Here is a 15,025-nt window from a genome sequence, read left to right as displayed (position 1 = left end):
TCAAGTTTCCTTTGTCAGAGTGCGATAAATATCTGGCAATGCCCGGGTCAGCCGTTCGGGGTTGGGCAGCAGGGTGAAACCGCCGCGCCCGAAGATGCGCGCGAACCAGTCCTGCCCGTCTTCGTCGATGACGACGCCATGCAGGCTCTGCCCTGCGCGTCGGGCTTCGCGGACGGCCATGTGACTGTCTTCGATCCCGTGCTGGCCCTCATAATGGTCAAGGTCGTTGGGCTTGCCGTCGGTCAGCACGATGAGCAGCTTGTGGGACGAGGGTTCTTCGGCCAGTTGTGCGCTGACATGCCGGATGGCGGCGCCCAGGCGTGTGTAGTGGCCCGGCTTCAGCGCGCCAATGTTGGCGGTGATGTCGGGGCTCATAGGGGCGTCGAAGGTTTTGCAGCGGGTCAGGAACACCCGGTCGCGGCGCAGTGAAGAAAAGCCCCAGATGCCAAGCCGATCACCTGCCGCGTCGATGCCCGCAGCCAATGCGCCCATCGCCTCGCGCGCTACTTCGATCACTGAGGTGTCGCCGATGGCGGCCTCGGTCGATCGGGAATTGTCGATCAGGAAGGCGACCGACAGATCACGCTCGGTCTGACGTGCGGCCTGCCAGATGCGGTCGGAACCGCGCCCGGTTGCGGCCAGATCCGCCCGTGTGGTCAGCAGGGCATCGAGGTCAAGCTCCGATCCGTCGACCTGCCTCGGCTGTTTGATGCGGCGCGGGCGCAGGGCTTCGAACTGGCGGCGCACTTCGCGGACGCGGCGCTCGTTCGGGTGGAAGGGATGCGCGGCGTCGGGCTGAGCCGGGGCATCCAGCACGCGGCAATGCCCTTCCATGTAAGAGCGCGCGCGGTGGTTCCATTCGGGATAGGTATGCTCACCGGCCAAGGCTTCGTGATCGGCATCGGCGGGGGAAAGGTCGAGATGCAGGCGCAGGCGCGTCGCCGCCTTGCGGTGCTGTTTCGACAGAATGATCTCGTCCTGATCCTCGGCCGCCTTCTGGGCGTTCTCGTCATCGTCGTCATCGACGCTGCGATTGATGTTCATCGACTCGACCCAAGACAGGATCGACTCAAACCGGTGGATGATGATGCTGTCCTTGCGGTTCTGCTGATCCTGATCCTTGCGGCGGCCCAGTTTCCGGCTCGTCTGTGCGGCATTGGGCGGAGGGGCCGCAGGGTCGGCCTGTTCTTCGGTTGCCGCCGCACCCGATCCTGGGCGGGAAAAACGCAGCCAGATCGGTACCGGCGCAAAGGGTTTATAGCCGCGCGAGGTGGTTTCGGCACCGATTACCGGTGTTGCGCCGCAAAGCTGGTCGCGGATCGCGGTTTCGATCTGCGCCTCAGGCTTGGGGCGCAACACGTCGAGCCGTGTGGCGGCGCAGTGTTCTGCCATCCGGGCGTAGTCACCGCGCAGGCCAGGGCAGCTTGCATAGGCCCGGTCGGCGGCTGCGGCATTGGCGCGAATTAGTGCCCCGTCCAAGACAGCGCCATCCCCTTCAAGATCGAAATCGGTCACTTCGCTGACAGCCGCCAGCGCGGTCAGCCAGAAATAGGCGGCGCGGTTCAGGTGTGGCTCGGGGAAGGCAGCGATGGCCGGAGGCAGCGACAAGCATTCGCCGTCGTAGCCTGCCACCCATTCGCGGTCTCGCTCGGTCCCCAGATTGCGGCGCACCGGACGGCGGTGGCGCACCAGCGTCGCGGGGGCCTCGGCCAGTTCCACGCCCGGCGCACCGCCCAGCGCGCGGAACAGGACCGCAAGGCTGGGCCGGACCGAGGCAAGGGAAACACCCGCCTCGGGGTAGCTGACATGCGCCGCGATCCCGCTGGCCATCTCGTGCCAGAGATTGCCAACGGTTTCTTCGGGTTCCATGAGATCGAGAAGTCGCATGACGCTTATCCGTAAATTGTGGCAACCAGATCGCGCAGCGCCTGCTGCATGTCGGCCTCATCAGTCAGGGGTTCGACGATGGCGGCCTCGATCGCCTGATTGACCCCCATGCCCCCGGCCATCAGCGTGGCGGCATAGATCAGCAGACGGGTCGAGACACCCTCTTCGAGGTCCATGCCCGATAGCGCCCGGATATGACCGCCCAAACGTACCAGAGGCGCGACGCGGCCGGGTTCAAGGCGGCTTTCGCGGGCCACTACGGCAATCTCGATCTCTTCGTTGGGGAAGTCGAACGAGATGGACAGGAACCGCTGCCGGGTCGAGGGTTTCAGCCGCTTCAGCACGTTCTGGTAACCGGGGTTGTAGGAGGCCACGAGCATGAAGCCCGGTGGTGCCACCAGTTCTTCCCCGGTGCGGTCGATCATCAGTGTCCGGCGCGTATCGGTGAGCGGGTGCAGCACCACGGTCACGTCCTTGCGGGCCTCGACCACCTCATCGAGGTAGCAGATGCCGCCCTCGCGCACCGCACGGGTGAGCGGGCCATCGACCCAGACGGTTTCCCCGCCTTTGAGCAGGTAGCGCCCGATCAGGTCGGCCGCTGACAGGTCGTCATGACAGGCAACGGTATAAAGCGGTTTGCCCATCTTGGCCGCCATATGTTCGACAAAGCGCGTCTTGCCGCAGCCGGTCGGCCCCTTCAGAAGAAGGGGCAAACCATTGTCATAGGCCGTCTCGAACAGCTCGCATTCACGCGCGACGGGCTGATAGAACGGCAGGGTCGGAGGTGTTTGCATGTTCATGGCTTACTCTCCGGGAACCGAGTCTGCGGCGCCGGGCGTGATGATCTCTTGCTTGCGCACGACCAGCATCGAGTAGATGAACAGCAACGCACCGATCACCACGGCAGCACCGGCGCCGAACCGCATCAGATAGAAGATCGACAGGGCGTCCTGCACGTCCATGTAATAGTCACCGACCACCCGCTGCATATGGGTCTGGATGGTGCCTGCGAAGGTCAGCACGAAGGTCATGAACGCCATGCCGCCGGTCATCAGCCAGAACGAGGCCATGTTCAGCACCTGATTATAGGGCGCCCTGCCCCGCAGCATCGGCATCGCGTAGGTGAAGACCGCCAGGTTCAGCGCCACATAGGCCCCGTAAAAGGCAAGGTGGCCGTGGGCTGCGGTGATCTGCGTGCCGTGGCTGTAGAAGTTTACCCCATGCAGCGTGTGCAGGAAGCCCCAGACACCGGCGCCAAAGAAGGCCACGGTCGAGGATCCGAGCGACCACAGCAGCGCGGCCTTGTTCAGGTGGTTCTTGCGGCCCTTCCAGACCATGACGAAGGCAAAGCTCATCATCAGGAAGAAGGGGATCACCTCAAAGGTCGAGAAGATCGAACCGATCCACTGCCAGTAGCCCGGCAGACCGATCCAGTAGAAATGGTGCCCGGTGCCGAGGATGCCGGAAAACAGAGCGGTGGCGACGATGACATAGAGCCATTTCTCCACCACTTCACGGTCCACACCTGTCAGCTTGAGCAGCAGGAAGGCGAGGATAGCGGCCATAACCAGTTCCCAGGTCGCTTCGACCCACAGGTGCACGACGAACCACCAGTACATTTTGTCGAGACTCAGGTTGTCCGGATTGATGAACGCAAACACCCAGAGCAGCGACAGCAGCCACAGGCCCATCAGCAACACATTGGTGATTGCCGTTTTCTTGCCCGCCAGAACGGTCATCGAGACGTTGAACAAAAAGATCAGCGCCGCAACAAGGATGCCGAACTTGACCCACAGGGGCTGTTCAAGAAACTCACGCCCGCCATGGATGCCCACCAGATAGGAGCCGACCGCACCCAGCGTCCCCACCAGCAAGATGATGAGTTGCAGATAGGCCAGTTTGACCGAGTAGATCTCGCGCTCGGATTCCTCGGGGATGAGGAAATACGCCGCCCCGAAGAAGCCCAGCAGCAGCCAGACGATCAGCGCGTTGGTGTGGATCATGCGGATGATGTTGAATGGCAGAAGTTCGGACAGGAAGTTGGGCGAGACATAGATCCAACCCGCCAGAAGCCCGCCCAGCACCTGAATGCCGAACAGGGCTATTGCGGCCAGAAAATAGTAATACGCCACTTTTTGAGATTGGTATTTCATGTGATTTCTCCTTCGTGCCGCTTAGCCAGCGTCATTGGGCGGCCAGCCCTGCGTGTCGGTCTGATCCGCCCAGCGCAGGAACTCGGCGAGGCCGCGCATCTCTTCTTCGGTCAGATCGAAATAGGGCATCTGGCGTCGTCCCTCGACGCCCGAAGGCTGCGCCTTCATCCAGCCATCGAGGATTTCATAGGCGTCCTCGGGCGAGTCCATGACATCCCAGCGGGTCATCACGTTGCCCAGCTCGGGGGCGAAATAGGCACCCTCGCCATGCAGGCTGTGGCAGTTGATGCAAGAATGACGTTCCCAGACATGTTTGCCCAGAACGACTTCTTCGCTGAGTTCCATGCCTGCGGTTGACGTATTAACCACGTAACGGTGGCTGTGGACGGTCATCGCCACGAAGATCACGACGAAAAAGATCGAGCCCCCGTAGAAGATGTTTCGCGCCCGCGATTTAGTTAAGATTTCAGCCATGCGTCGGCCTCCTTCAGATCGGGATGCTTATTGCTAGCCCGAGCGAAGAAGGCACTGTTTGCGCCAGCGCAACGTTTGGAACGGTTCCAAGCCTAAAGTCGAGGGTGAGAGGAACCCCAATGCCTTGCCCGAACATTGACGATCCAGACCTGACGCTTGCGGATCTTATGGCGCAATGGCCGCAGACAATGCGTGTTTTCCTAAAGCATGGAATGTTATGTGTCGGATGCCTGGTGAACCCGTTTCACACCATCTCAGATGCCTGTCTGGAATACGATCTGGATGAAACGGCCTTTTTGGAAGAGCTGAAGAGCGCAATTTCTAGCTGTGCCTGACCGGACTAACCTTGGCTGAGCTCGACCAGCGCGTGTGGATCACATACTTTGATGCGCTTGCGTTTGCTTTCAACGATACCTTGCTTTTCCCATGCGCTCAGCAATCGGCTGACCGTATGCAAGGTGGTCGCAGTAAGCTCTGAAAGATCCTGTCGGGTGATGGGGAAATCAATCTCAATCCCATCCTCCACCTTGCGACCAGTCTGATTGATCAGACGTAACAGCGCGTTAGCCACGCGCTGTTCCACCTGTTGCGTCGCAAGCTCCACAATACGGGTGTTCATTTCTCCTACACGGTGGCCAACCGTCTTGTAGGTTTCAGTGGCGAAGCCGTCATATTCGGTAACGAAAGTATCCCACAGTCTGGTGGGCCAGCTCAGCGCGATGGACTCCGTCGCCGTGACTGCCGTGGCCGGATAAGTCTCGCGCCCGATCGCCTTTGCAATTCCCAGAAGTTGGCCTGCAGGGATATGCAACGCGGTGACCTGTTCACCGGTCTGCGTAACCCGCACCACTCGGACATAGCCATCCAGCAACATGAAGAAACGATCGGCCGGGTCTTCTTCTTCAAAGATATGCGCGCCCGTTTCATAGCGGCGCGAACTGGCCTGATCCAGAATCGTGCGGATTTGCCGACGATCCAGTTTTGAAAATGGTGGCAAATGCGTCAGCAGGCTTTCATCAAGCCGCGGCAATATTTTCTTGGCTGCTTCCATCATGGCTTACCTGATTTGGCACAATCACAGCCGCAAAACCAGATCGTAACGGTCAGTGTTTCCCGAAAACGCACCAAACCTTGCGCCAGCGCAAATTTCAGATCGCGGAAATCAATAGAGTCAGGCCCAAGAGATCATTCAGGAAAGGACAATTCGATGATCCGCACGCTTACAACCAGCGTTGCACTGGCCACCCTGCTGGCCGGTGCCGCCTTCGCGGAAACCTTCGAGGTGCAAATGCTCAACAAAGGCAGTGATGGTGAACGCATGGTGTTCGAGCCCGCGTTTGTACAGGCTGCCCCGGGTGACACGATCAAGTTCATCGCATCGGACAAGGGCCACAACGCGGAAACAGCCAAAGGCATGCTCCCTGATGGCGCCGAGCCGTTTAAGGGCAAAATCAATGAGGAAATCGAAGTCACGCTGGATACCGAAGGCGTCTATGGCGTGATCTGCAAACCCCACTATGCAATGGGCATGGTGATGACCGTAGCGGTGGGTGACGTCGAAATTCCCGAGGGTTTCCTTGAAGGCCGCGTCCCCAAAAAAGCCAAGGCGCGTTTCACAGCCCAACTTGAAAACTTCTGATCCCCGATACGGCGGCGAAATGCTTACTCGCTGCACACATCCGACCTCAAGGAGGATACTATGACCAAATTCATCAACCCCGGCCTTATGAAAACCAGCCGCCGCAATGTGTTGCGGGGATCGGTTCTGGCAGGCGCCGCAGCTATGACCGGCGCAGGTGCCATGGCAGCTCGTCGTACACCAATGCCGCTCAAGGCAGATGCAGCCTCGGCTAAACTCTACAAAGTTGCGGGTGAACAAAAGGCTGACAGCACAGCCAAACCGGCGGATTTGTCTGGTTATACCCGTGTTAAACAGGAACTCGTTGCACCCCCCTTCGCACCAGAGCACGAGCAGGTGGCCACAGGCGGACCAAAGATCATCGAAATCACCATGGAGACAACCGAACGTCTTATGGTCGTTGACGAGGATACCGGTGCGTCTGTCTGGGCTCTGACCTACAATGGTTCAGTCCCAGGACCGCTGATCATCTGCCACGAAGGCGACATGATCGAACTGACCCTGCGCAACCCCGAAGACAGCGTGATGGAGCACAATATCGACTTCCACGCTTCGACCGGTGCGTTGGGCGGCGGTGGCCTGACCCATGTCTATCCGGGCGAGGAAACCGTGCTGCGCTGGAAGGCGACCAAACCGGGCTGCTTTACCTATCACTGCGCGCCGGGCGGGGCGATGATTCCGTATCACGTCACCCATGGCATGAACGGTGCGGTGATGGTGTTGCCGCGCGACGGCCTGAAGGACGCGGATGGCAATCCGCTGACATATGACAAGATCGCCTATATCGGCGAGCAGGATTACTATTTGCCGCTGGACGAAAACGGCGAGTACAAGACCTATGAGGCCGCCGGCGACGACTATGCCGACAGCCTGGATGCGATGCGCACGCTGACCCCGACCCATTCGGTGTTCAACGGCGCGGTAGGTGCCCTGACCGGCGAGAACGCGCTGAAGTTCAACGTCGGCGAGACGGTTCTGATGATTCACAATCAGGCTAACCGCGACACCCGTCCGCACCTGATCGGCGGCCACGGTAACTATGTCTGGGAGACCTCGTTCACCGATGCGCCTCAGACCGGTGTCGAAACATGGTTCGTCCGCGGAGGATGTGCAGTTGCCGCAATGTACACGTTCGAACAGCCAGGCGTGTATGCCTATGTGAACCACAACCTGATCGAAGCCGCGCTATTGGGGGCCACCGCGCATTTCATTGTCGAAGGGGACTGGAACAACAACCTGATGGAACAGGTTGTAGCACCCCGGCCATTTGCAACCTAACGCCGCTGGACTTCAGATCATGAAAACCACTGCCATGCAACGGATCACCAATCCAACCAATCTAGGTTGGGCAGGTCTGAGTGTGGCAGTGGTCATCTGTGCAGGTGTGTTGTTTTTGAATGGGCCACTCTTTCGAACACAACTGATGCCCGAAATGGCCGATAATCCGGTCATTTTCCCCGGCGGTGAAACGCTCTACGTTCAACGCCACGAAGTGACGGTCACTGAATGGAATCTGTGCCACGAAAACGGTGGTTGTACGCTGAAATTACACACCCGGTCGGGTCTCGACCCGGCTACAACACCCGCTACCGGGCTCAATTATGTAGACGTGAGCGAGTACTTGCGTTGGATCAATGCCGCCACTAGTCACGATTTCCGCCTTCCGACAAGAGCGGAATGGAACCACATGGCATTGTCAGTTCTGCCTGAAGATCCCGACCCGATCTTTACCGACCCATCACTAACATGGGCCTCAAGTTATCTGACCGAAGGGCTCGCTCCACGTGCTCTGAAACCGCAAGGCAGCTTTTCGATATCACTGCACGGGATCGCTGATCTGGACGGCAGCGTCTGGGAATGGACTCAGGACTGTTATGCTGGGGCAAGCGAAGACATCGACCCTGATCGATGCCCCGCCTTTTTTGTCGGTGGTGAGCATGTCGCAGCGGTGCCTTTCCTCGTGCGCGATCCGGCACGAGGCGGTTGCGCCGTCGGCGCACCCCCGGCACACCTCGGCATGCGTCTGGTTTCGGACGTAGATACAGAAAATTAATTCACAGGCATTGTTTGCCAAAGAGCCCCGCGACCGTGTTGCATGGATCACGATTGAGGCGGATTGACCCCATTGTCCATCACTTCAGAAGACCCGCTCATACGCCGCACGACCGAGAGCTGCTATGCGGTTGAGCGCTGTTGATGCAATTTTCGCTTCAGATCTTTGATTGTCGAAATCGCACGCTTGCAGGCGATTGCTGAGTACTTGTGTCCAACTGCCGATCTGGGCTTCAACCTTTGACCTTTGATTGTATCCTGCCTTGGTTTGCCACTTCATTCTACCATGTTCGGCGATGGCAGTGATGTGTTGATTGCGCTGTGCATTCGCCCCGTGAACCGCGTTCTTCCGCGAAGCAACAGCCCACACCGGTTTCAATGCTGGCGAGCAAATCCGGGACAGCAGTTTCATCGCCCGCATGTTCAGTGGTCAACTCCTCCGCGGCGATATCGCCGGTTTCTGGGTCAAGGGAGATGTGGAGTTTGCGGCATGTTTGGCAGGTGTTCTTAGCACCGTGCTTTTCTTCATGCCGGCTCCGGTCGGTATGAATTTTCAGATCGGTACTATCCACACTCAGGGTGATCGGCTTTTCTGAAGCGCGCCGGTTTGGGGCCACTATCAGCCCCTTACCGCATCGTGATCGCGTCGAGTAATCCGGCACCACAAGATCCAGCCATCAGCTTGGAAAGCGATCGCATAAAGCCCAGCGATTGTCTCAAGGCAAGCCGAAACACGACCCACAAAGTGAGGCAAATCTCGATCGCTACGTCCGAATAAATCGCCTATCCTCAGCGAGACCTGCACCGTGGCGGCGACCATGTCTTGGCCAGATCACCTGAAACCCAAGTCGTCAAGTCACCGCGTTGCCGAAGGCTTTCGTTGAACTCTAATGCATTCACCACCCGATACCGTGCTTTTTCAAACTTGTCCCGACAGGTATCATTGATACTTGTGGGGCATCTATCATCGCTCACATCACAGAAAACCCAGGGAATACTCTGTGCAGACGCTCCCTGAAACAGGGTCGCAGCGGATCCACTTTCCAAACCTAACCCCGTTATGCCCTGGATTTCCTGATTAGGTCAGCTGCTTTCTCGGCGACCATAATGACCGGAGAGGCGGTATTTCCCGACACGATCTTTGGCATGATCGATGCATCTACGACGCGCAGTCCCGTCACACCCACTACACGCAATTGCGGATCCACGACCGCTTTGTCGTCCTGTCCCATTTTACACGTACCAACCGGGTGAAAGATCGTTGTTGCGATATCTCCGACGGCATTTATCAGATCCGGTTCATCCTGAATGGCCGGGCCGGGCAGAATCTCTTGCGGCTGGTAAGGTTCAAGTGCTTTGGCCGTCATAATCCGGCGGGTCTGTTGGACCGACTTGACGGCAACCGATCGATCCCGTGCAGCGGAAAGGTAGTTCAGCCGGATATCGGGTTGCTGATCCAGGTCGCGGCTTTGGATATGGCTGCTGCCGATACTTTCGGGACGCAGGTTACAGACTGACACGGTGATGGCGGGAAAGGGATGCAGCGGATCGCCTAGCTTGTCGGTTGACAAAGGCTGGACGTGATATTCCAGATCCGGCGTTTCCAGCGCGGGATCGGATTTGGTGAACATCCCGAATTGGCTGGGTGCCATCGACATTGGGCCTGATTGGGTCAGCCCGTATTGCAAAGCAATCCGAGCCTTGCCCAAGATGGAATTCGCCATCGTGTTCAACGTTTTAGCGTTCTTCACTTTGTACACGGTTCGGATCTGCAGATGGTCCTGCAGGTTCTCTCCGACGCCGTTGCTTTCGTGCAGAAGGTCGATGCCCAGCGAACTGAGCACATCGCCGCGACCGATCCCTGAAAGCTCCAATATCTTTGGTGAGTTTATCGCACCCGCAGTCAACAGCACCTCATGCCCCGCAAGTGCCTCCAACACTCGCCCCTTGTGGCGAAACCGGACGCCGCGCACGGATTTACCGTCCAGGATCAGGCGGTCGCTGGTGGCCTGGGTTATCACCCGCAGGTTCGGGCGCTTAGAGGCCGGGCGCAGAAAGGCTTTGGCGGTGTTCCAACGCACGCCGTTCTTCTGATTCACTTCAAAAAAACCCGACCCTTCGTTGTCGCCATCGTTGAAATCGTCGCGCGGCTGAATACCGAATTCTTTTGCTCCGTCCTGAACCGCCTTCAGGATGTCCCAGCTGAGCTTTTGTTTCTGAACCTTCCACTCACCCCCGCTGCGATGCACATCGGTGTCGCCGCCGTGGTGGTCCTCGGATTTCAGGAAATAGGGCAGAACGTCATCCCAGCCCCAGCCTGTATTGCCCATCTGTCGCCAGTGATCGTAATCCGCCGCTTGCCCGCGCATATAGATCATGCCGTTGACCGACGAGCAGCCCCCGAGCACCTTACCACGCGGATAGACTAGAGACCGCCCGTTCAGGCCGGGCTCGGGCGCGGTTTTCATCATCCAGTCGGTGCGGGGATTGCCGATGCAATAGAGGTAACCCACCGGTATATGCACCCAGTGGTAATTGTCGGATTTTCCGGCCTCTAGCAGCAATACACGCGTGTCGGGGTCTTCGGTCAGCCGGTTTGCCAGCACGCATCCCGCGGTCCCGGCCCCGACGATGATATAGTCATAGTCGCCATCAAGGCGTGTTGCCTGTGTCATGGTCAATCTCGATTGCCTGTTATTTGTGTGCCGATCATAGCGTAGTTTCAGGGTCGGTCTTGCCGCATGTGCGCGCGCGACCAGAAGCCCTGCATCGTTTCGATCAGATCCAGATAAGTGTCGTATCGGTCGCCATAGTGGGTGTGCATGCCCGGGTCGGGTTCAAAAACCTGTTTAACGCGTGTCATCCGGGCGATCCCTTCCTCATAGGTTCCTACCTCGCCCACAGCACGGGCCGCGCCGATAGCCGCGCCCAGAGCGCCGGTCTCGCGGGCTTCGGCCACGGTGATCGGAAAACCCAAACAATCGGCAAACATTTGCGGCCAATGCGGACTGCGCGAACCACCACCCGAAAGAATGGCCCGATCAAGCGAAACACCCGCTTGTTCCAGTACTCCGATATGGCGGCGGTGTTCGAACATCACACCTTCGAACAGGGCGCGCAGCATATGGCCTTCGCCATGCCAGCCAGCCAGCCCGTAAAACCCGGCACGGAACGATGCGCCCTGACCTGAGCCATAGAGGAAGGGGTGAAAGAACGGATCATCTGCCCGGGGTGTTACCCGCCCGACCTGCGCATTGCAATAACCGAACGGGTCATCGTGATGCCCGCCGCGTTCAACCAGCTCGCGCACGTACCATTCCAGATTGGCCGCCGATGTCGCACTGGATTCGATATTGACGAAACGATCCTGGCCAAAGCACGAGGCCATAAAGACGTTCCGGTCGTTGACCGGCGCTGCTGAGAACACCTGATTGATGCTCCAGGTTCCGGCGATGATCGAAGCCTCGCCCGCGGCAACCACACCTGACCCCATGGCGCTTGAGATCACGTCGAAAAACCCGCCGATCACCGGGGTTCCGGGTGCCAGGCCGGTTGCGGCGGCGGCTTCGTCGGTCACAGCACCGGCAACCTCTCCGGGGTCGATGAGACGCGGAAGGAATTCGCGCGCATCCGACAGACCATAGAGCGTCAGCAGCTCGTCGTCATAGACACAGTCCGGCATTCGGGTCAGACCGCAGCCGGACATGTCAGACAGATCGCTGACTCGCTGACCGGTCAGTTTGAAGGTGATGAAGTCCTTGCACAGCATTATGGTCTGTGTGCGGTCGTAAATCTCGGGCCGGTGCCGCTTGATCCAGGCCAGCAAAACCGGAGTTTGCGAGGGCCAGGGGTATTGCAGGCAAATCTCGTGCAATCTATCCCCGTTGGCCGCGGAAAGCTCTGCCGCCAGATCCGCGGCACGGGTGTCCAGCGATTGAATGCCGATCAGCGGGCTCCCTGCCCGATCCAGCAGATAGAGCCCGTTGCCATGGCCCGCACATCCAACACCGGCAATCTGATCCGCTTGAATGCCGGCTTTGGCGATACAGCCGCCAATTGCGTCACGCGCGTTGGCCCAAAGCTCATTCAGGTCACGTTCGACAAATCCCGGCTCGGGCGTCGAGGACTGCCCGTCCAGCGCGTGCACCGCAACCTGATGCCCGTCCTGATCAAACAGGACGGCCTTGATTACGGTGTTCCCGGCGTCCAGCCCCAGAAAAAATGTGCTCTTCTCAGCCACGGTTGTAGATATCCCAGGCTTCCTCGCCGTTTGCGCCGTTGTGGATCATTGCCATCAGGGCCGACACAACCGCCTTTGGGTTGTCATGCTGATAAATGTTGCGTCCATAGACCATGCCCTGCGCGCCTTGCGCCATCAAGGCCGCCGATTTTTCCAGAACGGTCTTCAGATCCTCTTTGCCGCCGCCGCGAACCAGAACCGGAACCTGGGCCGCCTCGATCACACGGTGAAAATCCTGCGCGTTCTCGGTTGGATCTGCCTTAATGATATCTGCCCCCATTTCCGAGGCAAGACGCACCAGAGTCACAATCTTTTCCGCGTTTCCGTCTACCTGATAGCCGCCGCGAATGTCATTTGGCAGCATGACCAGAGGTTCGATCATCAGCGGCATCCCGTACTTGTCGCACGCAGCCCGAACGCGTGAGATGTTCTCGACGCATTGACGAAACAGTTCGGGTTCATCCGGCAGCATGAACAGGTTCACCACAACGGCCGCCGCATCCATTTCCAGCGCACCGATGATGGGTTCATCAGCGTTTTGCAGCATTGACCACATCACACGGTGGCGTTGATCATTGTACGGGTTGCCCATGTCGATCCGCATGACCAGCGCTGGCTTGTCCTTTTCCGGGCGGTTCTGCAACAGATCTGCTTGCCCATAGGCGCATTGGATCGCATCCGGTTTGGCGTCGATCAATGTGTTCATGACTGCAGGCATGTCTTCCAGACCGACCATAAAGCTGGGCTCGTTACAGACCCCGTGATCAACTGCAACGTCGAGACATCCACCATTGGTGAACATTCGGTTCATGCGGGCTTTGCTGCTAATGCGCATTCTTCACTCCGTTTGATATTTCTGGCGGTCAGCGTCTTGGCGGATACGCCGTGAAACTCCGCCAATTCATTGATCAGCACCTTGCGCTGATGTTTTAGGTCTTGTTTGGACAGGTTTCGCTCCTGCGCCAGCAGATCGGCCAGAGTGTCGATGACCTGCATCGATATCCCGCCGGTAATGGCCAGCGATGTCCGGCGCAGCACGATGTCAGAGAGCGTTTGAGTATATTCCTCACGCAGCAGCAGTCGGATTTCCGTGTGCGTGTATGGGCAACCGGGGGCCAGGGGCGTGTCCGCCATCGCCGGACTGCCTTGGGCCACTTGTCGGGCTTGCGTACCGTAGTGAGCCACCAAATGCGCGGCGCGTTCAGTGCTGAGTTGGTAGTGGCGCACCAATTCCTCTTCCAGAACTGCCGGTTGTGCAGGAAAACTGGCCCCGCCACCTATGGCACTGCCAAGTGTGGACTGGCGTCGGGTTTTGCCCAATTCGGCCAGCACCTCATCGGCTGTTTGTTCGGCAAAGGCGCGGAAGGTGGTCCATTTGCCACCGATCATGCAGAATTGCGGCACCTCTCCATCCAGGCGCCTAGTGTAATGGCCGCGGGAAATCCGCCCGGTGAAATCATGATCGCTGTGAGGCAGGGGACGGATACCGCTATAGCTGAACACGACGTCGTCGGATGAAAACGTCAGGTCAGGGAACACAAGGCGCAGCGATTCAAGGATGTAGTCCCTTTCCTCATCTTCGCAGCGCACCCGCCGGGCGCGTTCAACCCGGATATCCGTCGACCCGGCCAGAACCTTGCCCAGATAGGGGAACACGATACACACCCGGCCATCGGTATTCTCAAAATATACCATATGTCCGCCAAGTGCCTTCAGCAGGTCAGGGTTGTCGATGATCAAGTGAGAGCCCTTGGTGCCGGACACCAGTGGCTTGTCCAGCCCATTGCCCAGCGTGCGGATCGTGTCGTCCAGCCACGCGCCGGTGGCGTTGACAATGACCTTTGGCCGAACCGGGAGCGTCACACCCGTGCGCACATCCCGCAGGTGATAGGTGCCGTCCCGCTGGTCCAGCTCAGCATAATTCAGCGCGACTGAGGCGCGATTGGCCCGTGCGGTGTCGCGTAGCATTTCGATGCACAGGCGTTCCGGGTGGCTGATCCATGCGTCGTGATAAACAGCCGACCGTGTGGCCTTGGGCGTCAGATCGGGCCAGGTCTGCCGCGTCTGCGCGGCCGAGTTGAACCCGTGGCGCGGCAAAACCCGGCGGCTACGCGTTACCCAGTCGTATAGCGACAGCCCCAGTTTGATCGGAACCGCACCCCGGCTGGCAGGTTTTCCCTTCCAGCCCACAAAGCTGGCCGCCGCGTTCAGCATTCCGGAGAACCGAGAGGTGATCGGGATCATTGTGGGCAGCGGGCGCACCAAATGCGGTGCGCTTTCCAGTAGAGCATCGCGTTCGCGTAAGGACTCGCGCACGAGATCGAATTCACCGTTTTCCAGATAGCGCAGCCCGCCATGGATCATCCGGGACGGCGCGGCGCTGCAGCCTGAACAAAAGTCGTTCCGTTCTACCAACAGAACGCGCAAACCCTGCAGGGACAGATCGCGATAGACGCCGATGCCGTTCACGCCGCCGCCGATGACGACCGCGTCAAAGGCCGCATCGCTGCGCAGGGTGGCCAGGTTCTGTTCCCGTTGATCGGACATAACTCTCCTGTTCATTGAAACATTGTTTCAATG

Annotated in this window: 15 protein-coding genes and 1 pseudogene; 4 read left to right on the top strand and 12 right to left on the bottom strand. The window is 58.8% G+C overall.

Annotated features, from left to right (window positions below):
* From AC2FFP_RS19650 to AC2FFP_RS19635, 4 genes are read right to left on the bottom strand one after another with little or no spacing between them, the layout of a single operon-like run.
* On the bottom strand, nucleotides 1-1,887 hold the full coding sequence (locus tag AC2FFP_RS19650; protein WP_496769423.1) for a nitric oxide reductase activation protein NorD: 1,887 nt from the start codon (nucleotides 1,885-1,887) through the stop codon (nucleotides 1-3).
* Between the two features lie 5 nt (nucleotides 1,888-1,892).
* The gene (locus AC2FFP_RS19645) at nucleotides 1,893-2,687 is read right to left on the bottom strand and encodes a CbbQ/NirQ/NorQ/GpvN family protein (protein ID WP_496725634.1); all 795 of its coding nucleotides are present in this window, start codon (nucleotides 2,685-2,687) and stop codon (nucleotides 1,893-1,895) included.
* 3 nt (nucleotides 2,688-2,690) lie between these two features.
* Nucleotides 2,691-4,040, bottom strand: a complete 1,350-nt coding sequence (locus AC2FFP_RS19640; RefSeq protein ID WP_496881393.1) for a cbb3-type cytochrome c oxidase subunit I — start codon at nucleotides 4,038-4,040, stop codon at nucleotides 2,691-2,693.
* 21 nt (nucleotides 4,041-4,061) lie between these two features.
* Entirely contained in the window at nucleotides 4,062-4,514 is a 453-nt protein-coding gene (locus AC2FFP_RS19635; RefSeq protein WP_155147961.1) for a c-type cytochrome, read from the bottom strand.
* A 119-nt stretch (nucleotides 4,515-4,633) separates the two neighbouring features.
* Between AC2FFP_RS19635 and AC2FFP_RS19630 the strand changes: the two genes are divergently transcribed.
* Nucleotides 4,634-4,849: a DUF1858 domain-containing protein gene (locus AC2FFP_RS19630; protein WP_496725636.1), complete on the top strand. Its 216-nt coding sequence runs from the start codon at nucleotides 4,634-4,636 to the stop codon at nucleotides 4,847-4,849.
* Nucleotides 4,850-4,854: 5 nt separating this feature from the next.
* Here the strand turns inward: AC2FFP_RS19630 and AC2FFP_RS19625 are convergent, their stop codons facing one another.
* A complete protein-coding gene (locus tag AC2FFP_RS19625; protein ID WP_496881392.1) occupies nucleotides 4,855-5,568 on the bottom strand; it encodes a Crp/Fnr family transcriptional regulator in 714 nt (237 codons plus the stop codon).
* 153 nt (nucleotides 5,569-5,721) lie between these two features.
* Here AC2FFP_RS19625 and AC2FFP_RS19620 point away from each other — a divergent pair, with 153 nt between their 5' ends.
* The 3 genes from AC2FFP_RS19620 to AC2FFP_RS19610 are packed head-to-tail and all read left to right on the top strand — an operon-like array spanning nucleotide 5,722 to nucleotide 8,206.
* The gene (locus AC2FFP_RS19620; protein WP_496725637.1) at nucleotides 5,722-6,153 is read left to right on the top strand and encodes a pseudoazurin; all 432 of its coding nucleotides are present in this window, start codon (nucleotides 5,722-5,724) and stop codon (nucleotides 6,151-6,153) included.
* A 60-nt stretch (nucleotides 6,154-6,213) separates the two neighbouring features.
* Nucleotides 6,214-7,431 (top strand): copper-containing nitrite reductase, encoded by a 1,218-nt coding sequence (gene nirK, locus AC2FFP_RS19615; protein WP_496881391.1) that lies wholly within the window; start codon nucleotides 6,214-6,216, stop codon nucleotides 7,429-7,431.
* A gap of 19 nt (nucleotides 7,432-7,450) precedes the next feature.
* Nucleotides 7,451-8,206, top strand: a complete 756-nt coding sequence (locus AC2FFP_RS19610; RefSeq protein ID WP_496741970.1) for a formylglycine-generating enzyme family protein — start codon at nucleotides 7,451-7,453, stop codon at nucleotides 8,204-8,206.
* Between the two features lie 84 nt (nucleotides 8,207-8,290).
* Here AC2FFP_RS19610 and AC2FFP_RS19605 read toward each other — a convergent pair whose 3' ends face one another.
* The 7 genes and pseudogenes from AC2FFP_RS19605 to AC2FFP_RS19575 all read right to left on the bottom strand — a co-directional run bounded on the left by AC2FFP_RS19605 (nucleotide 8,291) and on the right by AC2FFP_RS19575 (nucleotide 14,992).
* On the bottom strand, nucleotides 8,291-8,617 hold the full coding sequence (locus AC2FFP_RS19605; protein ID WP_496881406.1) for a hypothetical protein: 327 nt from the start codon (nucleotides 8,615-8,617) through the stop codon (nucleotides 8,291-8,293).
* A 22-nt stretch (nucleotides 8,618-8,639) separates the two neighbouring features.
* Nucleotides 8,640-8,777 (bottom strand): annotated as a pseudogene (locus tag AC2FFP_RS19600) (IS5/IS1182 family transposase); the annotation flags it as partial.
* A gap of 55 nt (nucleotides 8,778-8,832) precedes the next feature.
* Nucleotides 8,833-8,985, bottom strand: a complete 153-nt coding sequence (locus AC2FFP_RS19595) for a transposase (protein ID WP_496845188.1) — start codon at nucleotides 8,983-8,985, stop codon at nucleotides 8,833-8,835.
* Between the two features lie 278 nt (nucleotides 8,986-9,263).
* Complete coding sequence (locus AC2FFP_RS19590) at nucleotides 9,264-10,880, bottom strand: GMC family oxidoreductase (RefSeq protein WP_496769434.1); 1,617 nt, start codon at nucleotides 10,878-10,880, stop codon at nucleotides 9,264-9,266.
* A gap of 47 nt (nucleotides 10,881-10,927) precedes the next feature.
* Nucleotides 10,928-12,445 (bottom strand): FGGY-family carbohydrate kinase, encoded by a 1,518-nt coding sequence (locus AC2FFP_RS19585; RefSeq protein WP_496769436.1) that lies wholly within the window; start codon nucleotides 12,443-12,445, stop codon nucleotides 10,928-10,930.
* Nucleotides 12,438-13,280 (bottom strand): class I fructose-bisphosphate aldolase, encoded by an 843-nt coding sequence (locus tag AC2FFP_RS19580; RefSeq protein ID WP_496769438.1) that lies wholly within the window; start codon nucleotides 13,278-13,280, stop codon nucleotides 12,438-12,440. The genes AC2FFP_RS19585 and AC2FFP_RS19580 overlap by 8 nt, the downstream gene beginning before the upstream one ends.
* Nucleotides 13,253-14,992, bottom strand: a complete 1,740-nt coding sequence (locus tag AC2FFP_RS19575) for a glycerol-3-phosphate dehydrogenase/oxidase (RefSeq protein ID WP_496881390.1) — start codon at nucleotides 14,990-14,992, stop codon at nucleotides 13,253-13,255. Before AC2FFP_RS19575 ends, AC2FFP_RS19580 begins: the two co-directional genes overlap by 28 nt.
* Between the last annotated feature and the right edge of the window lie 33 nt (nucleotides 14,993-15,025).

It is taken from the genome of Ruegeria sp. YTSC004 (assembly GCF_059609805.1).
The sequence above is the reverse complement of the archived record's forward strand: the minus strand, read 5'-3'. Positions and strand labels throughout refer to the sequence as shown.

What these genes read in the sequence shown, in the direction of transcription:
- AC2FFP_RS19650 (WP_496769423.1), bottom strand. Translation starts at nt 1,887, where the DNA reads ATGCGACTTCTCGATCTCATGGAACCCGAAGAAACCGTTGGCAATCTC.
- AC2FFP_RS19645 (WP_496725634.1), bottom strand. Translation starts at nt 2,687, where the DNA reads ATGAACATGCAAACACCTCCGACCCTGCCGTTCTATCAGCCCGTCGCG.
- AC2FFP_RS19640 (WP_496881393.1), bottom strand. Translation starts at nt 4,040, where the DNA reads ATGAAATACCAATCTCAAAAAGTGGCGTATTACTATTTTCTGGCCGCA.
- AC2FFP_RS19635 (WP_155147961.1), bottom strand. Translation starts at nt 4,514, where the DNA reads ATGGCTGAAATCTTAACTAAATCGCGGGCGCGAAACATCTTCTACGGG.
- AC2FFP_RS19630 (WP_496725636.1), top strand. Translation starts at nt 4,634, where the DNA reads ATGCCTTGCCCGAACATTGACGATCCAGACCTGACGCTTGCGGATCTT.
- AC2FFP_RS19625 (WP_496881392.1), bottom strand. Translation starts at nt 5,568, where the DNA reads ATGATGGAAGCAGCCAAGAAAATATTGCCGCGGCTTGATGAAAGCCTG.
- AC2FFP_RS19620 (WP_496725637.1), top strand. Translation starts at nt 5,722, where the DNA reads ATGATCCGCACGCTTACAACCAGCGTTGCACTGGCCACCCTGCTGGCC.
- nirK (WP_496881391.1), top strand. Translation starts at nt 6,214, where the DNA reads ATGACCAAATTCATCAACCCCGGCCTTATGAAAACCAGCCGCCGCAAT.
- AC2FFP_RS19610 (WP_496741970.1), top strand. Translation starts at nt 7,451, where the DNA reads ATGAAAACCACTGCCATGCAACGGATCACCAATCCAACCAATCTAGGT.
- AC2FFP_RS19605 (WP_496881406.1), bottom strand. Translation starts at nt 8,617, where the DNA reads ATGAAACTGCTGTCCCGGATTTGCTCGCCAGCATTGAAACCGGTGTGG.
- AC2FFP_RS19590 (WP_496769434.1), bottom strand. Translation starts at nt 10,880, where the DNA reads ATGACACAGGCAACACGCCTTGATGGCGACTATGACTATATCATCGTC.
- AC2FFP_RS19580 (WP_496769438.1), bottom strand. Translation starts at nt 13,280, where the DNA reads ATGCGCATTAGCAGCAAAGCCCGCATGAACCGAATGTTCACCAATGGT.
- AC2FFP_RS19575 (WP_496881390.1), bottom strand. Translation starts at nt 14,992, where the DNA reads ATGTCCGATCAACGGGAACAGAACCTGGCCACCCTGCGCAGCGATGCG.